The 22,400-nt window shown below is 73.4% G+C and carries 23 protein-coding genes and 1 tRNA gene; 11 read left to right on the top strand and 13 right to left on the bottom strand.

Features of this window, described 5'->3' with window-relative positions:
- Positions 1 to 98 precede the first annotated feature (98 nt).
- Positions 99 to 758 (top strand): O-methyltransferase, encoded by a 660-nt coding sequence (locus RLT58_RS25150; protein WP_311312628.1) that lies wholly within the window; start codon positions 99 to 101, stop codon positions 756 to 758.
- 45 nt (positions 759 to 803) lie between these two features.
- Here RLT58_RS25150 and RLT58_RS25155 read toward each other — a convergent pair whose 3' ends face one another.
- The 4 genes from RLT58_RS25155 to RLT58_RS25170 form a co-directional block, all read right to left on the bottom strand.
- The gene (locus RLT58_RS25155; protein WP_311312629.1) at positions 804 to 1,022 is read right to left on the bottom strand and encodes an FmdB family zinc ribbon protein; all 219 of its coding nucleotides are present in this window, start codon (positions 1,020 to 1,022) and stop codon (positions 804 to 806) included.
- A 9-nt stretch (positions 1,023 to 1,031) separates the two neighbouring features.
- On the bottom strand, positions 1,032 to 1,652 hold the full coding sequence (locus tag RLT58_RS25160; protein ID WP_311314639.1) for a DUF4383 domain-containing protein: 621 nt from the start codon (positions 1,650 to 1,652) through the stop codon (positions 1,032 to 1,034).
- A gap of 176 nt (positions 1,653 to 1,828) precedes the next feature.
- Positions 1,829 to 3,235 carry a hypothetical protein gene (locus RLT58_RS25165; RefSeq protein ID WP_311312630.1) on the bottom strand — a complete coding sequence of 469 codons (1,407 nt, stop codon included), beginning with the start codon at positions 3,233 to 3,235 and terminating at the stop codon, positions 1,829 to 1,831.
- Between the two features lie 71 nt (positions 3,236 to 3,306).
- Complete coding sequence (locus tag RLT58_RS25170; RefSeq protein WP_311312631.1) at positions 3,307 to 4,077, bottom strand: DUF4097 family beta strand repeat-containing protein; 771 nt, start codon at positions 4,075 to 4,077, stop codon at positions 3,307 to 3,309.
- A 254-nt stretch (positions 4,078 to 4,331) separates the two neighbouring features.
- Between RLT58_RS25170 and RLT58_RS25175 the strand changes: the two genes are divergently transcribed.
- Positions 4,332 to 4,403 (top strand) — tRNA-Val (locus RLT58_RS25175).
- Between the two features lie 605 nt (positions 4,404 to 5,008).
- Entirely contained in the window at positions 5,009 to 5,533 is a 525-nt protein-coding gene (locus tag RLT58_RS25180) for a hypothetical protein (protein ID WP_311312632.1), read from the top strand.
- Between the two features lie 40 nt (positions 5,534 to 5,573).
- Here the strand turns inward: RLT58_RS25180 and RLT58_RS25185 are convergent, their stop codons facing one another.
- Both RLT58_RS25185 and RLT58_RS25190 read right to left on the bottom strand, forming a co-directional pair.
- On the bottom strand, positions 5,574 to 6,149 hold the full coding sequence (locus RLT58_RS25185; RefSeq protein WP_311312633.1) for a flavoprotein: 576 nt from the start codon (positions 6,147 to 6,149) through the stop codon (positions 5,574 to 5,576).
- A gap of 40 nt (positions 6,150 to 6,189) precedes the next feature.
- Positions 6,190 to 6,966 carry a TetR/AcrR family transcriptional regulator gene (locus RLT58_RS25190; RefSeq protein WP_311312634.1) on the bottom strand — a complete coding sequence of 259 codons (777 nt, stop codon included), beginning with the start codon at positions 6,964 to 6,966 and terminating at the stop codon, positions 6,190 to 6,192.
- 105 nt (positions 6,967 to 7,071) lie between these two features.
- Here RLT58_RS25190 and RLT58_RS25195 point away from each other — a divergent pair, with 105 nt between their 5' ends.
- Together RLT58_RS25195 and RLT58_RS25200 are read left to right on the top strand one after the other, a co-directional pair.
- Positions 7,072 to 7,971 (top strand): NmrA family NAD(P)-binding protein, encoded by a 900-nt coding sequence (locus tag RLT58_RS25195; RefSeq protein WP_311312635.1) that lies wholly within the window; start codon positions 7,072 to 7,074, stop codon positions 7,969 to 7,971.
- Between the two features lie 311 nt (positions 7,972 to 8,282).
- Entirely contained in the window at positions 8,283 to 9,059 is a 777-nt protein-coding gene (locus RLT58_RS25200; protein ID WP_311314640.1) for a class I SAM-dependent methyltransferase, read from the top strand.
- A 19-nt stretch (positions 9,060 to 9,078) separates the two neighbouring features.
- Here the strand turns inward: RLT58_RS25200 and RLT58_RS25205 are convergent, their stop codons facing one another.
- From RLT58_RS25205 to RLT58_RS25220, 4 genes are all read right to left on the bottom strand, one after another.
- Positions 9,079 to 9,981, bottom strand: coding sequence for a hypothetical protein (locus RLT58_RS25205; protein ID WP_311312636.1), 903 nt, complete (start codon positions 9,979 to 9,981; stop codon positions 9,079 to 9,081).
- A complete protein-coding gene (locus RLT58_RS25210) occupies positions 9,978 to 10,316 on the bottom strand; it encodes a PadR family transcriptional regulator (protein WP_311312637.1) in 339 nt (112 codons plus the stop codon). The genes RLT58_RS25205 and RLT58_RS25210 overlap by 4 nt, the downstream gene beginning before the upstream one ends.
- Positions 10,317 to 10,330: 14 nt before the next feature.
- Positions 10,331 to 11,686, bottom strand: coding sequence for an MFS transporter (locus RLT58_RS25215; RefSeq protein WP_311312638.1), 1,356 nt, complete (start codon positions 11,684 to 11,686; stop codon positions 10,331 to 10,333).
- Between the two features lie 201 nt (positions 11,687 to 11,887).
- Positions 11,888 to 12,412: a GNAT family N-acetyltransferase gene (locus tag RLT58_RS25220; RefSeq protein WP_311312639.1), complete on the bottom strand. Its 525-nt coding sequence runs from the start codon at positions 12,410 to 12,412 to the stop codon at positions 11,888 to 11,890.
- Positions 12,413 to 12,758: 346 nt separating this feature from the next.
- Between RLT58_RS25220 and RLT58_RS25225 the strand changes: the two genes are divergently transcribed.
- The 6 genes from RLT58_RS25225 to RLT58_RS25250 all read left to right on the top strand — a co-directional run bounded on the left by RLT58_RS25225 (position 12,759) and on the right by RLT58_RS25250 (position 19,194).
- A complete protein-coding gene (locus RLT58_RS25225) occupies positions 12,759 to 13,772 on the top strand; it encodes a 2OG-Fe(II) oxygenase family protein (protein WP_399131680.1) in 1,014 nt (337 codons plus the stop codon).
- Between the two features lie 248 nt (positions 13,773 to 14,020).
- A complete protein-coding gene (locus RLT58_RS25230) occupies positions 14,021 to 15,400 on the top strand; it encodes an amidohydrolase family protein (protein ID WP_311312640.1) in 1,380 nt (459 codons plus the stop codon).
- Positions 15,397 to 16,911 carry a nucleobase:cation symporter-2 family protein gene (locus RLT58_RS25235; RefSeq protein ID WP_311312641.1) on the top strand — a complete coding sequence of 505 codons (1,515 nt, stop codon included), beginning with the start codon at positions 15,397 to 15,399 and terminating at the stop codon, positions 16,909 to 16,911. Before RLT58_RS25230 ends, RLT58_RS25235 begins: the two co-directional genes overlap by 4 nt.
- Before the next feature lie 117 nt (positions 16,912 to 17,028).
- Positions 17,029 to 17,475: a DUF7144 family membrane protein gene (locus RLT58_RS25240; RefSeq protein WP_311312642.1), complete on the top strand. Its 447-nt coding sequence runs from the start codon at positions 17,029 to 17,031 to the stop codon at positions 17,473 to 17,475.
- A gap of 43 nt (positions 17,476 to 17,518) precedes the next feature.
- Positions 17,519 to 18,910 carry a DUF1254 domain-containing protein gene (locus RLT58_RS25245; RefSeq protein WP_311312643.1) on the top strand — a complete coding sequence of 464 codons (1,392 nt, stop codon included), beginning with the start codon at positions 17,519 to 17,521 and terminating at the stop codon, positions 18,908 to 18,910.
- Positions 18,911 to 18,969: 59 nt separating this feature from the next.
- Entirely contained in the window at positions 18,970 to 19,194 is a 225-nt protein-coding gene (locus RLT58_RS25250) for a DUF2277 domain-containing protein (protein WP_311312644.1), read from the top strand.
- Here RLT58_RS25250 and RLT58_RS25255 read toward each other — a convergent pair.
- The 3 genes from RLT58_RS25255 to RLT58_RS25265 all read right to left on the bottom strand — a co-directional run bounded on the left by RLT58_RS25255 (position 19,181) and on the right by RLT58_RS25265 (position 22,360).
- The gene (locus tag RLT58_RS25255) at positions 19,181 to 19,843 is read right to left on the bottom strand and encodes a DedA family protein (RefSeq protein WP_311312645.1); all 663 of its coding nucleotides are present in this window, start codon (positions 19,841 to 19,843) and stop codon (positions 19,181 to 19,183) included. The genes RLT58_RS25250 and RLT58_RS25255 overlap by 14 nt on opposite strands.
- Positions 19,844 to 20,078: 235 nt before the next feature.
- Positions 20,079 to 20,537, bottom strand: coding sequence for a DoxX family protein (locus RLT58_RS25260; RefSeq protein ID WP_311312646.1), 459 nt, complete (start codon positions 20,535 to 20,537; stop codon positions 20,079 to 20,081).
- 83 nt (positions 20,538 to 20,620) lie between these two features.
- Positions 20,621 to 22,360 (bottom strand): alkaline phosphatase D family protein, encoded by a 1,740-nt coding sequence (locus tag RLT58_RS25265; protein WP_311312647.1) that lies wholly within the window; start codon positions 22,358 to 22,360, stop codon positions 20,621 to 20,623.
- Positions 22,361 to 22,400: the final 40 nt, after the last annotated feature.

Genomic DNA, 22,400 nt, shown 5'->3' on the forward strand with positions numbered 1-22,400 from the left:
CCGCGCGATCCGCTCGTACGGACGGGAGCCGACGACTAAAGTCACGCCGTTCCCGCACACCCGGGGAGCGACCGGCCGACCGACCAGGGAGTTGTGCGGTGACCAAGGGAAACAGCACCAAGATCACGGACGAGCTGTACGTGTACATGCTGGCGCACAATCCGCCGCTGGACGCGGTGCAGCGCGAGCTCGTCGAGACCACCTACGCCCGGCTGCCCGACCACGCCGGCATGCAGTCCGCCGAGGAGCAGGGCCCGCTGCTCGCCTTCCTCGTACGGCTGACCGGCGCCCGGCACATCGTGGAGATCGGGACCTTCACCGGGTTCTCCGCCCTGGCGATGGCCCAGGCCCTGCCCGAGGACGGACGGCTGATCGCGTGCGACGTCTCGGAGGAGTGGACGGCGTACGGCCGTGAGGCATGGGCGAAGGCAGGCGTGGCCGACCGGATCGACCTGCGGATCGCCCCCGCCCTCGACACCCTGCGGGCGATGCCCGAGGAGCCGCACATCGACTTCGCCTACCTCGACGCGGACAAGGGCGGCTACATCGCGTACTGGGAGGAGCTGGTGCCCCGGATGCGTCGGGGCGGTGTCGTCGCCACGGACAACGTGCTCTTCCACGGCGGTGTGACCGACCCGCACGCGACCGGCGGGGCGGCGGCCATCAAGGCGTTCAACGACCATGTGTCCGCCGACCCGAGGATGGACAGCGTGCTGCTCACGGTGGCGGACGGCCTGACGCTGTCGCGCAAGCGGTAGCGGTCCCTCCCGGGTTGCCGGTTTCCCGGCTTACCCGGGAACGGGTCAGCCGCAGCAGCCACCGCCGCAGCAGCCGCCCCCGCCGCCACCGGCCGACGGAGCGGGCGCGGACCCGGCCGAGCCGCCCACGGCCACGGCGGAGAGCAGCTTCACGGTGTCCTCGTGCCCGGCGGGGCAGGAGGCGGGGTCGGAGGACTCGGCCATCGGACGGCTGAGCTCGAAGGTGTCTCCGCAGGAGCGGCAGCGGTACTCGTAACGAGGCATGGCCCCAGGCTATCCGCCAGGACCTGTCCGGCGTATCAGGGTCGGGGCCGCCGCTCCTGATCCGCCGGAGAGCCCCTGGCCCGTGCCGTCCCTCCGTACGACCGGCATCTCCTCGACCGCCCGGCGCCGGGCGAGGCGCTGCTCGTGCTCGGCCTCCTCGGGGTGGCGGGCCCGCCAGTACGGGTTGTCGTGGGGGAGCCCGCCGCTGACCCGCCCATACATCCCGAACATCATCAGCATCAGCCCGACCACGAAGCTGAACAGCACGTTCTGCATCCGGAAGGCGAGGAAGTTGAGCCCGGTGTCCAGCAGGGCGAGATTGACGAAGCCGCTGAGGACGAAGACGACGCCCAGCACCATGTTGAGCGTCGAGGCGATGTTGCCGCCGATCACCATGCCGGCGAACAGCAGCAGCCCGACGCAGATCGACAGCACGCCCAGCGCGCCGTTGGTGCTCAGGCCCGCGACGGTGTCACCGCCGGTGTCGAAGAAGCCGATCCGGTCGATCAGCCCCAGGATGCCGAAGACGAGCAGTACCAGCCCCATCAGCCCGGCGCCGACGCGGTAGACGCGGCTGAGCCGGTGGTCGACCGGGAGCTGATCGTCGAAGCGGGCGACCTTGCGGTGCAGGCCGGGCCGCCGGGTGCGGGGGGAACGGGTGGAGTGCGGGGGGGGGGGGGGGGTGGGTGGGACGCAGTGAGTGCGTGGCCATGGGGCCCTCCTTCGCCTGCCGCTACCACCAGGATCACCCGGGGCGGGCCGGTGCGCACACCAAGGCGCCCCCCGCCCCCGGCCCGACGGGGCGGTCAGGCGCCGGCCCCGGCGCCGCGCTCCTCACGGATCTCGGAGACGACACGCGCCGCCGTCTGCCGGACACCTTCGGTCACGGTCAGGAAGTGCCAGTAGTCGGGGTGGCGGCCTTCGAGCCCGGTGATGGCCTGGTCGAGCCGGGCCACCGCGTCGTCGAGCGGCCGGGCGTGGCGCGGCTCGGGCGTGTGGCGCCCGGCCATGGCCAGCCGCTGGGCGTCACGGATGGCGAACCGGGTCCGCTGGATCTCCTGCTGCGGGTCCTTGGCGACCGCGTCCAGCCGCTGGAGCCGGTCACCGGCGGCGGACACCGCCTCGTCCGTGGCGTTGAGCAGGGCCCGTACCGTGCTCAGCCGGGAGGTGGCGTCGGCCCAGCGCTGCTCGTCGCGCGCCTTCGACGCCTCCTTGATCTTCTCCTCGGCCTGCCGGACATTGACGGCCGCCTGCTCGGGTACGGGCTGGAGGTCCTGCCAGCACGCGGCGGAGAACCGGCGCCGCAGCTCGCTGAGCACTGGCTCAACGGAGGCGGAGCGGGTGGTCAGCGCCTGCGCGCGGGTCCGCAGCGACACCAGCCGGCGGTCGATCTCGGCGGCCCGCTCGGGCAGCTGCGCCGCCTCGGCCCGCACGGCTTCGGCGTCCCGCAGCACCTGGTCGGCACGCTGGAGGGTCTCGGCCACGCCGTGCTGCCCGGCGCCCTGGTTGAGCTTGGTCAGCTCGGGGGCGAGGGCGGCGAGCCGGGCGGCGAGATCGTCCGCCCGCAGTCCGGACGCCCGCACCGCGTCGAGAGCGTTGCTCGCGGCGAGGAGTGCCTGCCGCGCCCGCTCCACGGCGGGGGCGAGCCGGGCGAGCTGGGTCTCGGCGCTGCCGAGCAGCGGCCCGAGCCCGGACGCGAAGCGTTCGAGGTCGCCCTTGAGGCGGACCAGCTGGTCCTTGGCGGAGGACAGCTCGGTCCGGGCGCGTGAGGCGACGGCGGGTTCGAGATCGTCCCGGTCGAGGTCATGCGCGTCGACGGCGGTGATGTAGGCGTGACTGGCCTCGTCGATGCGCTGCCCGAGGGCGGCGAAGTCGGCGACGGCCTTGCGGGCGGCCGGCGAGCTGTCCACCGCGGTGATCGTCTCGATCGAGATCTTCAGATCGCGCTGGGCGGTGTCGAGCTCGTAGAAGGCCTCGGCGGCGGCGTCCTTGGCGGCCTGCGCCTCGGCCCGCTGCCCTTCCCCGCGCCCGCCGAACCAGCGCCGCGTACCGCCGCCGGCGACGGCGCCGGGCAGCACGGCGGCGAACAGGACCACCGGCAGCACCATCAGCCCGAGCACACCGCTGCCGCGCCCGACGGGGACCTCTCCAACAGCTCTGACGGCGGAACTCCCACCCGCTCTCGCCTGCGGCTTCGCGTGTGTCGCCGTCACATCCCTCTCCCGTGCCGTTTCGCCCTGCCCGGTACATTCTCCCACCAGGTAAGGACGAACACACGGGCCGGTTAGTTCGCGCTTCGCACGGTGACTTCCCCGTTGTCGCTGCGGGCCTTCACGGTGTGCGGGCTGTCGTCGCTGCGGGGGACGCTCACGGAGACGTCCCCGTTGTCGGCGGACGCGGACACGGCGTACCGGCTCGTGCCCGCCGGCAGGTCGATCGTCACGCTCCCGTTGTCGCTGACGGTGTCCACGAGATCCGGCACCCGGCTGAAGTCGAGGTCCACCGCCCCGTTGTCCGACCGGGCGACGACGGACGAGCCCGAGATCCGCTCGGCCCGGACGGACCCGTTGTCGCTCTTCAGCTCCAGGGGCCCGCTGACATCGCGCACGACGACCCCGCCGTTGTCCGAGTAGAGCTTGAGCGCGGTGTCGAACCCGGAGGCGGTGACCTTCCCGTTCCCCGCGTCCACGGTCAGCGCGAGCCCCCGCGGCACCTTCACCTGGTGCCGCGCCTCGCAGTCACTGATCATCGCCTTGCACTTCACCCGGAGCGTGAGGGTGTCCCCCTCCAGTTTCCACACGGGATCGGGCCCGCTCCCGAGCACCACCCACCCGTCGACCCGCCGGGTCACCTCCACGTCCTTCACATCGGCGGGCACGACCTCCACGGTGGAGTTCTCCGCATCGATGGTGAGCGCCTTCCCGCTGTACGCGAACGCCTTGTGCTCGACGGGCGCGTCCTCCACATCGGTGGTCCCGCACCCACTGAGCGCGGCAACGAGCAGAACGGTGCCCCCGGCGGCCACGAGGGCGCTGGTGCGGATACGCATGGTCATGATGATCAAGTCCCCCTGGCTGTACAGCCCTGCCTGCCCTGCTACGGATGTGCCCCACGGTATGCAGCACCCCGGGCCCCCGACGATCCGGACGGCTACCGTCTTGGGGGTGGGGATATCCCCCGTAGGAGTCGCGCCCGCCTCCTCCCGGCGGCGGGGCGGGGCCCGGCGGAACCCTCGCACCGGCGGCCGGCCCGCCGGGTAACCGATTGTCGACGTGCGCCGTGAGCCATGTAACCTGTTCCCTCATCCACGGGTGCGTAGCTCAGGGGTAGAGCGCTGCTCTTACAAAGCAGATGTCGGCGGTTCGAAACCGTCCGCGCCCACCGTAGGCAGTTGCAGGTGAGAGCCTGAATCGGCCTCCTGGTCCACACGGACCGGGGGGCCTTTTCCACGATCGAGGACGCATGGAGTCCACGGTGTGCCCGGGGCCGATCCGGCGAGGCCCCTCCCGTAACAGGAGACGGGATCGGGCTCCCGCAGGGGCGGTTCAGGGTCGTGCGGGCGCCGGCGTCGTGATCGGTGGGGGCCGGACGGGCGCACACTGGGGGTATGGCCCTACCCAGAACGCATCATTGTCCCGTCTGTGTCGACGGGGCCGCGCCCGATTCGGGAGTTCTTCACGAGGATCTTGTCATCGGCGCGCCGCTGTCCATGGAAGAGCTCACCGACGCCCAGCGTCTCGATCGGTTCGCCCACAAGTACGCGCACGACGGATGCCAGGTCCGGGAGGTTCGGCGGGTGCCTCATGACACCTTGAGTGGGTACGCCTGGTCGGTTCGGTTCGTCGAGAGCGTGTGAGTGTGCGGGCGGTGAGCAGCCCGTAGTCGTGTGCGGCAGAGGCCCAGGGCGCCGGCGGTGAGCCGGGATCCTGGGTTTTGTCTTGGGGCAACTCGGCGTGAAGTGTGCCGAGTTCGGGTGTAATGGGGCGATGGATCAAGGCATTGCGGGGCTCCTCGGGGCGGCGCTCGGCGGGGCGATCGGGGTCGCCGGGACTCTGGGGGCCGCGCGGCTGACCGGCAGGGATCAGCGGCGGGGGCAGCACGAGCACTGGCGGCGTACGGAGCGGCGAGGGGCCTACAGCCATCTGCTGAGCAAGGTGTCCGAGGCCATGCGGGTCGGGGGCAAGGCGCTGGACGCCTATGAGGACGAGCTGCCGGAGGCCGGGGCGCTCATCGGGCAGTTCGACGAGATGGTGCACACCCTCGACGAGGCCGAGAGCCTGGTGGCGCTCGAAGGGCCGGAGAGCGCCGAGGCTGCGGCCATGGAGTTGGTCGGGGCGGTGTACCAGTTCAGCAATGTGCTGGTTCTCACCCATGCCGTCGACGAGGGCGAGTACATCCCTTCCCTGCATGAACCCCCGCTCGGCAGCACCTCGTTGTGGGACGCGAAGGGAAAGGCCTACGAGGCATCGGACGCCTTTATCCGTCTCTGCCGGCGGCTGCTCGACGAGTGAGCCCTGAGCCCCGGGCGCGGAGCCGTCGGCCGCGCGGCGGTCACCGGCCGTCGCGTGCCTGCTGTACGGCCGCGAGGATCGCCTGCCACGGCGGGGCCAGGGACTCGCCGGCCTCGCGCGGTTCGTGCAGCGGCCACACCTCGGGGCCGTACACCAGATGGGCGCCTGCCGTGCGCAACGTCGCGATGTGCCCCGGCCACGCCGGATGCCGGGCGTGCGCCGCGTTGACGCGGGGGAACAGGACGACCGGGACCCCGATCGTGCCCAGCGCCTCGCCCACCAGGGTCAGGGCCTGGCTGTCCGCGATGCCCGTCGCCAGCTTGGCCACGTAGTTCGCGGTCGCCGGGGCGACGACACAGCAGTCGGGCACGGGGTGGGGGCGCGGTTCGGCCGGGAGGCGGGGCGTGTCCCGTACGGGCAGGCCGGTCAGCGCCTCCAGGCGGTCCAGCTCGCCGTTCGCCCGCAGCCAGCGGCCCGCGTTCGGGGTCAGCGTCACGGCCACCCGCCAGCCGAGCGCCATGGCCGGCTCGACCAGGCCGGTGCGCAGGGACCCGGCCCCGTCGGCCGCCGTCCCCACCACCGCGAGCACTCCGCGACTGCGCCTGCCCGCGCTCACCGTGCCACCCCCGGCTCCACATCGGTACGTCCTCACGCTTTCACGTCTCGGGCCTCGCGTCCCGGCTCCCCGCGTCTCGGATCGTGCCCAGCCGCCGGCGACGCGCGCGCTGGCGGCAGGTCGCTCCGCAGTAGCGCGCCGGGCGGCCGGTGGGCCGGGCCTCGAACCCCGTCCCGCACTCCTCGCACTGCGACACGGCGAGAGGGGCGCCCGGAGCGTCACGAAAGCCTCGCCCTTGCGTGACGCGTGGCGGCGTCCGCAGGCTCTCCAGCGCCAGCCGCACCATGCGTGTGCCGCGGTGGGGGTCGTGGTGGGCGGCCCACATCGTCGCGCACCCGACGGTGAGCGCGGCGACATCGTCCGTACTCACGTCGGCGCGGACCCCGCCGGCCCGCTGGGCCGCGCCGAGCAGTTCGCCGAGGGCCCGGCGGAACCGCCGGACCGACGCCGCCAGGACCGGCCTCGGCCAGCTCGTCTGCGCGGCCAGGGCGTCGCACGCGTGGGTGCGCCCGTGGGACGAGTCGACGACCTCCAGGAGGAAGCCGAAGAACGCCGCGACGGGTTGCGTGCGGGCCGCCCAGCGCCCGGCCGCGTCCACCAGTGCGTCGACCTGCTGGACGAGCACCGCCTCCAGCAGGATCTCCTTGCTGGGGAAGTGCCGGTACACGGTGCCGGCGCCGACCCCCGCCTGTCGCGCGATCTCGCCGAGGGAGACCTCCAGTCCGTGCGCGTCGAACGCCCGCGAGGCGGCGGCGAGCACCTTCGTACGGTTGCGGCGGGCATCGGCCCGGCCGGTGTCCTGGGGAACTGCGGTCATGTCACGTAATCCCTTGTCCGTGCCGCTCAACCGGGTGGAGCATTCCACATCGACCCCGGGCCCAACCCGACCGGACCCGCCTACCGTCCCGGGGTGGAGGACGACATGACCACTGACCGCCTGACCGTGGTGACCGGCGCGACCGGCCGGCAGGGCGGCGCCACCGCGCACCGGCTGCTCGCCGCCGGCAGGCCGGTGCGCGCGCTCGTACGGGACACGGCCGCGCCCACCGCCCGCGCGCTCGTAGCCGCGGGAGCGCAGCTCGTGCGCGGCGACTTCGACGACGCGTCGAGCCTGCCCGCCGCTCTGGAGGGAGCGGCGGCCCTGTTCGCCGTACCGCCCGTGGCGTTCGGGCCGGGCGGCACCGACGTGGAGCACGAGTTCGCCCGGGGGCGGGCGCTGATCGACGCCGCGGCCTCGGCGGGGGTCGACCAGGTCGTGTTCACCGGCATCGCGTCCACGCCGGGCCGCATCGGCGGCTCCGAGGGGAAGCGGCGCATCGAGGACTACCTGCACGGGCGGATCCGGTCGGTGACCGTTCTCCGTCCGGTCCGGTTCATGACGAACTATCTCGGCACGGCCGCCGTCGGAATCGACGGCATCGTCCACGGCGTGCACCGGCACATCTTCCCGCCGGACGAACCCGTCCAGATCATCGCCGTGGAGGACATCGCCGAGTTCGCCGCGCTGGCCTTCGACCAGCCGGACCGGTTCGCCGGACGGACCCTGGAGCTGGCCGGGGACGCCCCCACCCCGCTGGAGGCGGCCGCCGCGATCGCCGAGGCCACGGGGGCCGAGGTGCGCTACGAGCAGATCACCCGGGCCGAGGCGGCCACGCTCAACCCCGAGATCGCCCGGGTCAGGGAGAGCTGGGCGGCCGGGTCGCGCTGGCACGCGGACATCGAGGCGCTGCGGGTCATCCACCCCGGGCTGCGTACGCTCACGGACTGGCTCGCCGGGCCCGGCGGCGACGAGCTGCGGTCGCACCTGCTCAAGGACGCCTAGGGCGGAGGGAGTCGGGCGGAGCGACTGCCGTGCGGAGCGCGTGATCGTCGGGGCGGCTCGGCGCGATCGGCGCGGCGGGGGAGCGGCTCGCCATGCCCGCCGCGTATCTGCTGGTCGCCCTCGCCCCGGCGTACTGGACCACGCCGCACATCCTGCTCGTGTGCGCCGCCGTCGTCCTTGCCGCCGGTGCGGGCGACGCCGGTCGCGCGCAGATGCCCGGTAGGTCGTCGGTTTGTATATGCCGGTCACCGACCTATAGTGAAGGGAGTCCCGGCCGGGGCATCGTCCTGCAGCAGCGCAGAGGAGTAGGCATGGCCTCCAAGAAGAACCTCGTCGCCAACCGTGAGTCCCTCGCTCACAAGGTCCGTTACGCCGCGAGCCGCCCGGACCGCATAGCCCCGTATCTCAAGCGGGCCGCCCGGGACCGGTGGCTGGCCTTCAGGCACCCCGGCCATGTGAACTACTACCGGGCCGTCATGGCCTCCGACACCCGCCGCAACCCCGAGGCGGCCGTGGGGAGTCGGACCCATGAGCGCTGGCTCGCCCTGGGGCAGATGCAGTTCGACTACCTCGTGGAGCACGGGCTCGCACCCGGGGCGCGCATGCTCGACATCGGCTGCGGCAACCTCCGCGCGGGCTGGCGCTTCATCGACTACCTGGAGGCCGGGCACTACTACGGCATCGACATCTCGCCGGACATCCTGATCGCGGCCAAGCGGACGCTGACCGCGCAGGGGCTCCAGGACAAGGTCCCGCACCTGACCATCACCAAGGACCTGACGCTCGACTTCCTGCCCGACGCGTACTTCGATGTCGTCCACGCCCACAGCGTGTTCTCGCACTCACCGCTGGAGATCATCGACGAGTGCCTCGCCCATGTCGGGCGGATCCTCGCGCCCGGCGGGCACTTCGACTTCACCTTCGACCGCACCACCGGCGCCGAACACCAGGTCCTGCGCGAGGACTTCTACTACCGGACCGAGACCCTCGTCGACCTCGCCGCCCGGCACGGACTGCGGGCGCGCTTCATGGAGGACTGGGAGAAGCTCGGCCACGGGCAGTCCAAGATCCGCGTCGGCGCCGGCTGACCGGACCGGCCGCCCGGCCTCAGTTCGGGGTCGCCGCGCCCGAGTCCCTGCCGCGCCGGCGCCACAGGTGCAGGGCCGCGGCGCCGGCCGCCAGGGCGGCCAGGGCCGGGAGCAGCGTGTCCTGGTCCACCACCCCGGCGCAGTACCCCATGGCGACGAACGGCGCCCCGGCCAGGGCGCACTGGCCGGCCGTACGGAGACCGGCCAGGGCCGGGCGGCCCGCCAGGGCCAGTGCGGCGGCCGTCGGGACGCCCAGGCGCCAGAGGATGACGGACCCGAGTCCGTCCGCGTCGGCCAGGGCCAGGACCACCACCGCGAGCGGGGCCCAGAGCAGCAGCGCGGCCGGCCCCGCCTTACTCCTGACCCGGCCGGGCGGGCGCAGATCCGGCGGACAGGCCAGCGGGACGGCCGCCACCAGCACCGGCGCCAGCACGAAGGCCGCGAACTCCCACGGCAGGGGCGCCCCGGCCGGCAGCGTCACCGCGAGCAGGATGACTGCCCAGGCCAGCACCCCCGCGAACGCGCAGCGCGTGCCCGCGGCGAACCGCCCGCCCAGCGCGAGGACCGCGCCCATGAGGGCCACCAGCGCGCAGCCCCCCATGGCATAGCTGAGCGGAACCAGGAAGTCGGGGTTCCCGCTGGCGTACCGGTCACCGATCAGCGACACGAGATCGAACGCCGTGTACGCGGCCGTGGCGGCCGACGCGAAGGGTGCGGCGGCCGCGAAGAGGCGGCCGCCGCGCTGCGCCGACCCCAGGTGCAGGCGCATCCGCAGGGCGTGCGCCGCGATGTCGCCTGCCTCCCGGAGCCGGGCGGCCCGGCCCGCCCCCTCGACCGCCTCGTGGTAGGACTCGGCGATCTCGTCGCCGAAGGCGCGGCGGAAACGGGCCGGGTACAGACGCAGCAGCGGCGGTGTGCTCACGCGGTGGCCGGCTTCCCCGCGATGCCCAGCCGGCGCGTGGCCTCCCGGGCGGTCGCGGCGATGCGCTGCGCCTCGGCGGCCAGGCTCTGCCGGCCGGTCGCGGTGAGCGCGTACGTGCGCCGCAGCCGGCTGTCCACGACCTCCTCCGCGTGCACCTCGATCAGCCCCTCGGACAGCAGCCGTTCCAGCGCTCCGTACAGCGTGCCGGTGCGCATCCTGACCCGGCCGCCGGAGATCTTCTCGACCTCGCGCGCGATGGCGTAACCGTGGCGGGGCTCGTCCGCCAGGGCCGTCAGAAGGAGGAGGGTCGGTTCCTGCATCGCGCGTTCGCTCATGGCGGCATGATAGGTCACTCACCGGCATATGCCGACCGGTCCCCGCCCTGGCCGGCGGGACGGCCGCCCTCCCGGCTGGTGGGACCGTCTCCGGCGGGAAGCCGCTTCCCCAGCCGGGCCAGCGGCGAGCACGCCATGAACAGCGGGGACAGCGCCAGGGCAACGGCCGTGACGAACAGGCTCGTACGCAGGCCCCACAGGCCCGCCAGATGGCCGCCGAGCAGCGAGCCGAGCGGCGTCAGACCCATCCCGGCGAAGTTGATCGTCGCCACGACCCGGCCCTGGATCCGTACCGGTGTGAGCGCCTGCCGTACCGCCATGACCGTGACATTGACCAGCTGACCGAACGTACCGAAGACGAAGTTGACGCCGATGAGCGCGGGGAGCACGGCCGGTCCGGAGGCGGGCAGGGCCGGTACGCAGAGCATCACGCCGTCGGCCAGGACCGCGGCGGACACCAGCACCACCCCGTAGCCGAACCGCTGCGGCAGCCTCGCCGACAGCAGCGATCCCACGACCGCTCCCGGTCCCGTCGCCGCGAGCGCCAGGCCGACCTCCGCGCCCGACAGATGCAGTGCGCGCGGGAGATAGAGCAGATAGACGGTCATCAGGGCGGCCAAGGAGAACTGGAAGAGGGCCGACGCCAGGCCCACCGCCCGCAGCGAGGGGCTGTGCGCCACGAACCGGAGACCCTCCAGGATCCGCCGTCCCGTCCCGGCCGCGCCGCCGACGGGCACGGGGACCGGTTCGCGGCGGCGGATCCGGTGGAGGGACCCGGCCGACAGGGCGAAGCAGGCCGCGCCGGTGAGGGCGGCGGCCGGCGCGGAGACCAGCGACACCAGCGCGCCGCCGAGCGCGGGGCCGCCGATCTGCGCGGCCGATCTGCTGCCCTCCAGCGCGCTGTTGCCCTGCGCCAGCAGGTCGCGGTGGACCAGCCGTACCAGTGACGCCTGGTAGGCCACGTCGAAGTACACGCCGCATACGCCGACGAGCAGGGCGGCGACGAACAGACCGGGCAGCGCCAGAACGCCGAGCCCGTACGCCACCGCGACCCCCGCCAGGGTCAGGGCGCGGCCGGCGTCGGTCAGCACCATCACGGGGCGGGCGCGCCGCCGGTCGACCCATGCGCCGGCGACGAGCGAGAACAGCAGGACCGGCGCCTGCTCCACCGCGCGCAGAGCACCGAGCTGCCCGGCACCGGCCTGGAGGGACACCACGGCGACGAGCGGCAGGATCACCTGGGTGGCCTGCGCCCCGAACTGGGACACGGTCTGGCCCCACCACAGCCGGCGGAAGTCCGGGTCGCGCCACAGCGGGACCGGACCGGCGGGAGACGGAGAAGAGGGAGAACGGGAAGGAAGGGAGTGCACTGAGGCCCCTCGGGCTGGGGAGGACAACGCTCGCCGGCCGGTGCACGCAAGAAGGCGCGCCGGCGGTCGGGGCGAGAAGGGCTCGCTGTGCCGCAGACCTGAGGCAGCACGCGATGACGGGTCGATGACGACCTGGTACGTCAGCGCGTGCTCGGGCGACCGGGCATCTCCACTCCTCAACGCTCGATGGGTGACGGCAGGTCAGTCTCTCGCCCCGGCCCCGTTCCGGACCGCGTCCCCGGCGAGGTCCTTCGCCATGTCCGTGCACATCGTCTCGCGCCGGCGCAGGGTGCCGTCCGGGGCGAGCTCGTCCCAGGCGTCGGGGCTCCGGCCGAACGCGACATAGCCCAGGCGCTCGTAGAGTGCGCGCGCCCGGGGGTTGTCCTCCTCCACGCCCAGTTCGGCCCGGCGCAGGCCGCGCGCGGCGATGCGCTGTTCGGCGGCCTCGATCAGGAAGGTGCCGATGCCGCAGGACTGGAGCGCCGGATGGACCGCGAGCTGCCACAGCGTGCCCGCGCCCTCCTTGACCCGGTAGTCGACGCCGCCGATCGCGACGGGGGCGCCGGAGGGCAGGCAGACCGCGAGGTAGTCCACCTCGCCGCGCCGGGCACGCTCCAACTCGTCCGCCACGTGCGCCACATGGAGGGCCGATCCCGACCAGCCGCAGGACGGCAGGTCGTCGTGGGTCAGGTCGCGCACCGAGAGTGTGAGCGTCATGCCGGTCATCGTGATCGCCTCCGGCCGCGATCATCCGGGACGGGCGCGCGCGGCCGCAAGCGGATTCCGGCGGGGCGGGCCTGCGCGCGGGCGGCCCGGAGACCGTTACGCGGGCGACACCCGGCGTAGCGGCCCCGTAACAAGCGGCGGTGAGACTTCCTGGCATCGCGCAGCACCCAACGGGCCGGGAACGGTCCGAGGGCTGCCAGCTCACGTCGCGTCCGGCAGCACGGCCGGGGGCGAGCGTGCCCGGTCCGTCATGGGCGGACCGGTGGAAGCGCCGGGGGCGGTGACCGCGCTTCGTTCCCCCGTGCGTCCGGCACCGACCGGACCACCCCGAACAGGGAGAACCACGTTGACCACCCAGCACGACACACCGGCCGTCCCGACCGCGGAGGCGGAACTCGACCGGGAGCGGCTCATGGGCCGGGCCGCGGGCACGGCGACGGCCGCGCGGGACATCACGGTCGTCGACCTGACCGACTTCGAGAGCCGGCGCGCCGACATCACCGACGCGCTGTGGCAGGCCGCCACGGAGACCGGCTTCTTCCAGCTGTCCGGCCACGGCATCACCGCGGCCGAGACCGATGCCGCGTTCGCCGCCGCCGAGGACTACTTCGCGCTGCCGCAGGAGACCAAGCGCGGGCAGGCGCTGAAGAAGGGCCTCAACGCCGGCTGGGAGTACCGCAGTCAGGTGCGCCCCTCCACCGGTACGCCCGACGAGAAGGAGTCCTTCCAGCTCACCCGTCCGCACATGGCGGGCCTCTGGCCGGACGAGGGGGAGGCGGCCGGATTCCGCGACACGCTCCTGGGCTTCGAGGCCCGCTGCCACGCCCTCGCGATGCGGGTCCTGTCCTGCTTCGCCGAACGCCTCGGCCTGGAAAGGGACTTCTTCGCCGAGCGGCACGACCCCGGCAGCCCCGCCCACCAGAGCACGCTGCGGCTGCTGCACTACTACGCCGTCCCCGAGGAGGCCCGTGGGCAGGCCGACGGTGCCTGGCGGGCCGGCGCGCACACCGACTTCGACTGCCTGACCCTGCTCTTCCAGCGGGACGGGCAGGACGGCCTCCAGGTCTGCCCCGGCCGCGAGGCCGGCACCCGGGCCTGGACCCCGGTGCCGGCCCGTTCCGACCTGATCACCTGCAACATCGGGGACATGCTGATGCGGTGGAGCGGCGACCGGCTGCTCTCCAACTTCCACCGCGTCGCACCGCCCGCGCCCGGCGGCGACCACGGGCCACGCTACTCGATCGCCTACTTCGCCCAGGCCGACCGGGACGCCGTGATCAGCGCGCCGGACGGGCGGTACGCGCCGATCACCGCCGAGGAGTACCTCCGGCAGCGCATCGCCGCCAACTTCGCCGGCTGACACGCGCCTTCCGGCGTTCCGCCCCGGCGGCCGGCCGCCGTGCCCCGCGCCGACGCGCGCGGGCCACGGCGGCGGCCGCGCAGCCCCCGGACCGAAAGCGGGGTACCCCCGTGCCCGAATCACTGACAGCACCACTGCCGGAACCACTGCCCGGACCACCGACAGGAACACTGCCGGGACCGCCGCAGGAGCCGTACTCCGGGCCCCGTCCCTGTTCGCTCCTGCTCTCCGGTGCCGAGGTCGTCACCGTGGACGACGGGCGCACCGTGTTCACCGTCGGCTCGGTGGCCGTCGACGGCGACCGGATCGTCGACGTCGGCCCGGCCCACGAGGTCGAGGCCCGCTGGCGGCCGCGCCGTACCGTCGACTGCCGGGGCCGGGCCGTCGTTCCCGGCTTCACCGACGCACACACCCACCTCTTCCAGTCCCTCGCCCGAGGCATCGGTGACGGCGAACCGATCTGGCCCTGGCTCAACCACTTCATGTGGCCCTACGCCATCCACCTCGACGCCGAGGACGCCGGGATCGCCGTCCGGCTGGGCGCGGTCGAGGCCGCCCGCGCCGGGATCACCACCGTCGTCGACCACCACTACGCGCCCAGCGACCCCGAGACCGTGCTCGCCGTCGCCGACGCCATCGAGGAGGTGGGGCTGCGCGGGGCGGTCGCCCGGGGCATGCTCGGCGACCGCACCGGCATCGCGGAGGCGCGCGGCCTGCCGGACGCGCTCTACCGGTACGGAACGGCCGAGGAACTCGACCTGACCCGGCAGTGCATGGCGGCCCGGGGCCCCGACGCCCGCGTCCGGGTGTGGCCGGGCCCGCTCAACCTCTCGTACGCCGACCGGGACCTGGTGCGCGGCGCGATCGCCCTCGCCGCGGAGTACGGGACCCGGTGGCACACCCACTGCAGCGAGGGCGCCAAGGATCCCCGGAGCCATCTGGACGCCCACGGCGAGCGCCCGGTGACCTGGCTGGCCCGCGAGGGCCTTCTCGACGGGAGTGCGACCCTCGCCCACGCCGTGTGGCTGGACGAGGAGGAGACGGCGGCGGTCGGGGCGGCCGGGGCCGGCGTCGCCCACAACCCCTGCTCCAACGCCTATCTGGCCTCCGGCACGATGCCCTGGCGGGCGCTGCGCGAGGCCGGCGCGGTGGTGGCGCTCGGCACGGACGGGCCCGCCGCAGGCGGCCGGCAGGACATGTTCGAGGTGATGAAGCAGACGCTGTTCGCGCAGCGCCTGGCCACCCTCGATCCGGCCGGGGTGCGCTGCGAGGACGTCCTGGAGGCGGCCACCCGCGACGGCGCGCGGTACGCGGGGGTCCCGGACGCCGGAGTCGTCCGCACCGGTGCCCCGGCCGACCTGGCGGTCGTGGACCTCACCGGCGTGGCCGTGCAGCCCGTGCACCGGGCCGTGTCGGCGCTGGTGTACTCCGCCCGCGCGGGCGACGTGGTGATGACGCTGGCCGGCGGCCGGGTCGTATACGAGGACGGCCACTGCCCCGGCATCGACGAGGAAGCGCTGAGCGCACACGCCCGTGAACGGGCGCACCGCCTGGTGGAGCGCGCCGGTTTCGGCACGCTGACCACCCCCTGGCGGCCCACCGCACGACGACTGGAGAGGACGCCATGACGGACACGACGCAGGCACCGCCGAGCGGTACTCCGGCCACGGACACGGCCGGGGGGACGCGGGCGGCGGACAGGCCGGACACCCGTGCGCGCCGTGCGGCCCGGATGCGCCGCACACCCGGCGGGGACGGGCGCCCCGGCGCGGCCCCGGCCCCCGTCCCCGCCGGGGATCCTGTGGACGCCGTGCCCGTGTGGTGGCGGCTCCTCGCCCTCGGGCTCCAGCACGTCCTGGCGTTCTACGCGGGCGCCGTGGTCATGCCGCTCCTGGTCGCCCAGGGCATGGGGCTCTCCCCGGCGGACACCGCCTCGCTGGTCAACACCGCCCTCGTCGCCTGCGGTGTGGCCACGCTGCTGCAGACCGTCGGCCTGCCCGGGATCGGTATCCGGCTGCCCGTCGTGCAGGGCATGTCGACGGCGGCCGTACCGTCCCTGGTGTCGGTCGGTGTGGCGGCGGGCGGAGCCCGTGCCGGGCTGCCGACCGTGTTCGGCGCGGTCATCGTGGCCGGGCTCATGCTCTTCCTGGTCGCGCCGGTCTTCGGACGCCTCGTACGGTTCTTCCCGCCCCTGGTCACCGGCACGATCGTGATCATCGTCGGAGTGACGCTGATGGCGGTGTCCGCCCGTCAGGTGGGCGGCGGCAACCCGGACGCGCCCGGCTTCGGCACCCCGGCGCAGCTCGGTCTCGCCGCCGTCACCCTCGCCGTGATCGTCGTCCTCCACCGGTTCGGCAAGGGCTTCGTCACCTCGGTCGCCATCCTGCTCGGCCTGGCGGCGGGCACGGTGGTCGCGGCCCTGGCCGGGCGGACCGACTTCTCCGGGATCTCGGGAGCCGACTGGTTCGGGATACAGCCGCCCCTGCACTACGGCATGCCCCGGTTCGACGTCATGGCGGTCCTGGCGATCGTCCTCGTCATGGTGATCATCGCCGTGGAGTCCGTCGGACAGTTCTTCGCCATCGGTGAGATCGCCGGCCGCGAGGTGGACGCCCGCGACATGAGCCGCGCCCTGCGCGCGGACGGCCTGGCCACGGTGGCGTCCGGGCTGCTCAACTCCTTTCCCACCACGGTCTACAGCCAGAATGTCGGCCTGCTGCGCCTGACCCGGGTGAGCTCGCGCTGGGTCGTCGCGGCGGGCGCCGTGATGATGCTGCTCCTCGGGCTGGTGCCCAAGGTGGGCGCGGTGGTCGCGGCCATGCCGCCGGCCGTTCTGGGCGGGGCCACCCTCGTCCTGTTCTCCACGATCGTCGTCGTGGGCGTGCAGATGCTTGTCAAGGCCGACCTCTCGGAGGCGCGCAACACGGTACTGGTCGCCGCGAGCCTGGGCATCGGCTTCCTGCCCACCGCGTATCCGCAGTTCGCCGAGCACATGCCGACCCGGCAGCTCCGGATCCTCTTCGAGAGCGGGATCATGCTGGGCACGCTGGCCGCGGTGCTCCTCAACCTGTTCTTCCACCACCTCGGGCGCCGGAGCGGGCCCCGGGAGGCGCCGACGGTCCCGGCCGAAACGGGGTGAGGGCCCGGCGCGGCGGGGGCGCGCCCGTCACCCGTTCGGGTGCGTCCACCTCGCCGTGCCCGCCCGGGTGGCGGAGCGTCGGTTCCGACGTGCAATTCCGCCGGCCCAGGAGTCCTCATGGCACAGACCGCGCCCACACCGGGCAGCCCCTCCTCGTCCCCGCCGCCGTCCGACTCCCGGGACATGAACCCCTGGGCGGCCGGCGGGGTGATGTTCGCCGGTGTCCTGCTGATGATCGACGGGGTGCTCGGGGCCATCAAGGGCATCACCGGCATCGTGTCGAACGACGTCTACGCGCGGATCAACGACTACGTCTTCAAGTTCAACACGACGTCCTGGGGATGGATCCACCTCATCCTCGGCATCGTCATCGTCATCGTCGGCTGGGGCATCCTCAAGGGCAACGCCTGGGCCCGCGGCGCCGGTGTCGGTCTCGCGGCGCTCAACATGATCGCCAACTTCATGTGGCTGCCCTACCAGCCGATCTGGGCCGTCGTCTCCCTCGCCATCGACACCTTCGTGATCTGGGCCCTGTGCACGGACCGCTCGAAGGCCGTCATCTGACGCGAGCCGCCACGGCACGGGGGACCACCAGGGAGGAACCCGCATGTCCCAGGACGCGCAGGATCTGGCCGGGCTCGCCGCCGATGCGTACGTCTACGGGTACCCGCTGGTCTTCGGCCTGTCGATGGTCGAGACGTGTCTGCACAAGGGGTTCGGCGCCCTGCCGCCCACGCCCTTCAACGCGTTCGGTCACGCGACCCGGCCGGCCGGCGCCGACGCGCACTTCGTGTCCGTCAACAACGACACGGTCTACTCGATCGCCCAGCTCGATCTGTCCGGCGGGCCCCTCCTGTTGCACGTCCCCGGCACCGACGGGGCGTACTACGTCCTGCAGTTCGTCGACGCCTGGTCCAACAACTTCGCGTACGTCGGCCGCCGGGCCACCGGTACGGAGGCCGGTGACTGGCTCGTCGTACCGCCCGGCTGGGCGGGCACCGTCCCCGACGGCGTACGGGGAGTGATCGACGCGCCCACCGCCGTGGTCACCGTGGTGGGCCGTTTCGCCTGCGACGGGCCCGAGGACCTGGAGCGGCGGGTCCGGCCGCTCCAGGAGCAGCTGACGCTCACCCACCTCGAACCGGGCGAGCACCGCACCGGACTGCCCGCCCCCGACGCGGGCGTCCCCACCGGGCTCCGCTTCTACGAACAGCTGCGGGTGTGGATGGCCGACTTCCCGCCCGCCCCGGCCGACCGCGCCTATCAGGACCGCTTCCAGCCCCTGGGGCTGCTGGAGGAGGGCCCCTCGCCCTTCGTCCCGGCCGGTTCCGCCCTGGTGCGTGCGCTGAACGAGGGGCTGGCCCGGGGCAAGGAGCGCGTCGAGGCGGCCGGCCGGGCCGGTTCGGGGGACGGCAGCGGCGGGGGATGGTCGATGAACCCGCATCTCTTCGACTACAACCTCGACCGGTTCGGCGTGGGGACCATCGACGCCCCCGAGTGGAAGACCGCCGACCGGGAGGCCTCCTACCTGGACAGGGCCGTGGCGGCACGCGTCGGGCTCTGGGGCAACCACGGGTACGAGGCGGTGTACGCGCAGACCTTCACCGACACGGACGGCGCGCCGCTGAACGGCGCCCACCGCTACGAGCTGCGCTTCGACGCGCCGCCGCCGGCCGAGGCGTTCTGGTCCGTGACGATGTACGACACCCCGGACTACTTCCTGGTCGCCAACCCGGCCGGGCGGTACTCGGTAGGGGACCGCACCCCCGGGATCGTGTACGGCCCCGACGGGTCGCTGACCGTCCACATCGGCAGGGAGCGGCCCGAGGACCCGGACGCGGCGGCGAACTGGCTGCCGGCCCCCGAGGGGGAGTTCCGCCCCATGCTCAGGCTCTACATGCCCGGCCGGGCGGTGCTCGACGGGGAGTACGTGATCCCGGGCATCCGGCGGACCGACGGCGACGGCAATGGGGACGAGCACGGGGACGGCGGCGGCTGACGCGGGCGGATCCCTCACGCGGCCGGGACGTTGTCGGTGGCGCGGTCCACACTGGAGACATGTGCCGCAGTATCAAGACCCTCCGCCCGCCCTCCCTCCCCGAAGAGGCCACCGAGGAGGACATCCGCGCCGCCGCCCTGCAGTTCGTCCGCAAGGTGTCGGGCTTCCGCGCCCCGGCCGCGCACAACAGGGAAGTCTTCGACCGGGCCGTCGACGAGATCGCCGAGGCGACCGCCCGGCTGCTGGACGGCCTGGAAGTGCGGGGTGGTGTCAGGACGCCGTAGACACCGCGGAGGCGGCAGCGGCCGCCGCGGGGCGCCGCATCAGGAGCGCGGCGAAGGCGCCCGCGACGAACAGCGCCAGGACGGAGACGGCCGTGCCCAGCCAGCTCGCGCCGAGCCACTGGGCGCCGATGTAGCCGAGGCCGACGCTGTAGCCCGCCCAGGCCACGCCCGCGACGGCGGACCAGGGCAGGAATTCCTTCACCTTGCGGTGCGAGGCGCCCGCGCCCAGGGAGACGACGGAGCGCCCGGCGGGTGCGAAGCGCGCGATGACGACGAGGACGCCGCCGCCCCGGCTCAGGGCCGCGCCCAGACGCTCCTGGGCGGAGGTGAGGCGCCGGGAGCGGGCGATGGCGCGGTCCAGGCGTGCGCCACCGCGCCAGGCCAGCCGGTAGGCGACGAGGTCGCCCAGCACCGAGGCCGTGGCGGCGCAGAGGATGAGAACCAGGAGCGAGGGGACCTCGGTCACCTGACGGGCGGCGCCCGCCGCGTCGGCGGCCACGCTCGTGGTGCCCGCGGCGGCGGCCGTGGCGGCGGTGATCACGAGGACCCCGCTGGGCAGCACGGGAAGGAAGACGTCCAGCAGCACGGAGAGGGCGACCACGGCGTAGATCCATGGGCTGCCGGTCAGCGCACCCACACTCTCGAGCACCTTCTACTCCCCGATTCGGAACAACGCCGCGACGTCGCAGGGGAGCGGCAGGAGCGGCAGGGCCAGCTGTACAGCGTACGCCTGCCGTTCACCTGGAGATCCATATATATGCGTGATGTTGGGCACCCCGGTGGAGTCCCGCTGGAGCGCGTACCGCCGGGGAGCGGGTGCCCGGCGGTACGCGAGGTGGTGCGGCGGGCCCGGTCGGTGGCGGGCCCAGGGAGAGAGGCGCGGGTCAGACGGCGACCGGGGAGTTCTGCTCCGGTGCGCGGTCCTGGTCGCGCGGCTCGGGCGCCCGGGAGGTGAACAGCCGTTCCAGGGCCAGGGCGCCGGGCCCGGTGAAGACGATCAGCAGGAACACCCAGCTGAACATCGCGGACGGTTCGCCGCCGTTCTCCAGCGGGAGGAGCGCGCCGGGCTGGTGGACCTTGAAGTAGGCGTAGGCCATGGAGCCGGACGAGATCAGGGCGGCCGCGCGCGTGCCGAGGCCCAGGGCGACGAGGCTGCCGCCGACGAGCTGGATCACCGCCGCGTACCAGCCGGGCCAGGTGCCGGCGGGTATGGACCCGCCGCCCATGGCGCCGCCGAGGACGCCGAAGAGCGAGGCGGCGCCGTGGCAGGCGAAGAGCAGGCCCACGACGATGCGGAAGATCGCGAGGACGTAGGGCTGTGCCCGGTTGAGGCGTGTCTGCATGGGGGGAGGGCTCCTTCGGTCTGGTGGGGACGTGAACCGACTGAGCGCCAAAGATTAGGTAGCCCTCACCAATATTTGCAAGTTCAACGTTTTGTCGACTGGCCGAAACCCGATGCGCTGTCATCGGTCAGTGAACGATCAAGTACCGTCTCCAACTGGGGCCCTGTCCTGCGGGACTTGGCCTGAACCAATGACAGCGCAGCTTTCCGGCCATCCAGGGTGAGCGTCATCAGCTGATTGCCGAACCACGGCCCGCCCGTCTTCCGCCACCGGACCGGTGACGCGCCGGCCCGCCCGTGCCGCGCCAGCAGCGCGCCGAGGGCCCGCCCCGCCCGGCTCCAGCCGAACCGGAAGGCGGCCCGCAGCGGCGCGGGGATGGAGTTGTGCACGGGAGAGCAGGTCAGCTGCAGTACACGGGTCCCCGGTGTGCCGCCGGAGGCCGGGTGGAGCGCGCTGGGCTCCGCGATGTACGCATGGTGCACATCGCCCGACAGCACGCATACCGTCGCCGGGGCGTCCGGACCGCCGGCCACCTCCCCGATCAGCTCCGCCAGCAGCCCGAAGGACCCCGGGAAGGCGGCCCAATGTTCCAGGTCGGAGCGTCGGCGCAGATATTCGCCGAACCGCGCCCAGCGGCCGCCCGGCCCGCCCCGCTCACCCCGGCACAGCGCCGAGCTCCACCGCTCGGCGTCATGGACCAGGGGCGGCAGCAGCCACGGCAGCGAGGTGCCGATCAGGAGGTGGTCGCAGGAGCCGGGGCCGGCGAGCGCCTCGTCGCGCAGCCACGCCGCCTCGCGGGGGTGGAGCATCGCCCGCCGCCCCTCGTCGAGCACCCGGGCCGCCCGGCTGTCCACCATGAGCAGCCGTACTCGGCCGAAAATGCGTCGGTAGCTCCAGCGGGCCGAGGTGGGGTCGGCGTCCGCGCCGGCCGCGAAACGGCGCAGGGTCTCGGTGCTGTCCGGGGTGGCGCGGACGGCCGCGTAGAGAGGGTCGGCGGCCAGTTCGGCGGGGGAGAGGTTGCCCAGGTGCTGATAGACCCAGTACGACATCAGCCCGCTGACGATCCGTTCGTGCCACCACGGGGTCGCCCGGACGTCGGCGAGCCAGGCGGCGCTGGTGTTCCAGTCGTCGATGACGTCGTGATCGTCGAAGATCATGCAGCTGGGGACGGTGGAGAGCAGCCAGCGGACCTCGGGGTCGCGCCACGACTCGTCGTACAGGCAGGTGTATTCGTCGTAGTCCGCGACCTCCGCCCCCGGCGGCTCGGCCAGATCGCGGCGTGCGGCGAGCCGGGCGCGGGTCGCCTCCGAGGTCTCGTCCGCGTACACCTGGTCGCCCAGGAGCAGCAGCACGTCGGGGCGTACGGCGGCGGGGTCGGCGGCGAGCCGGGCGGCGAGGGTGTCCAGCGCGTCCGGGCCGACTGGATCGCCGCCGCCCGGGGTGTGGCCGCCGGCGGGGGGAGCCGCCCAGCGGCAGGAGCCGAACGCGACCCGGACCGGGGCCGCTTGCCCGTCACCGGGAACGGCGGATATGGGCGGGGTGGTGATCGTGCTCGCGGGGAAGGGGTGCTGCTCGGGCGGCCAGACCCGGCGGTCGTCGAGCAGTACCTCGTAGGCGGTGGTGGAGCCGGGCGCCAGACCGGTCACCACCACCAGGGCGTAGTGGTGCCCGGCAACGGCGAAGGTGGGCGAGGAGCCCGCCGCCCCGTCCGCGCACCGCACCTCGGCCGTGCACGGGCGGTCCGCCTCGACCCAGACGGTCGCGGTGGACGCGGTCTCCCAGTCGACGTACCGCAGCAGTGGTCCCAGGCGCAGCCCGGCCATGTGGCCTCCTCGCGTCGTTCCGTACGGACGGGGCCGTACG

Origin of the sequence: Streptomyces sp. ITFR-16, from assembly GCF_031844705.1 — a bacterium.
Lineage (GTDB): Bacteria > Actinomycetota > Actinomycetes > Streptomycetales > Streptomycetaceae > Streptomyces.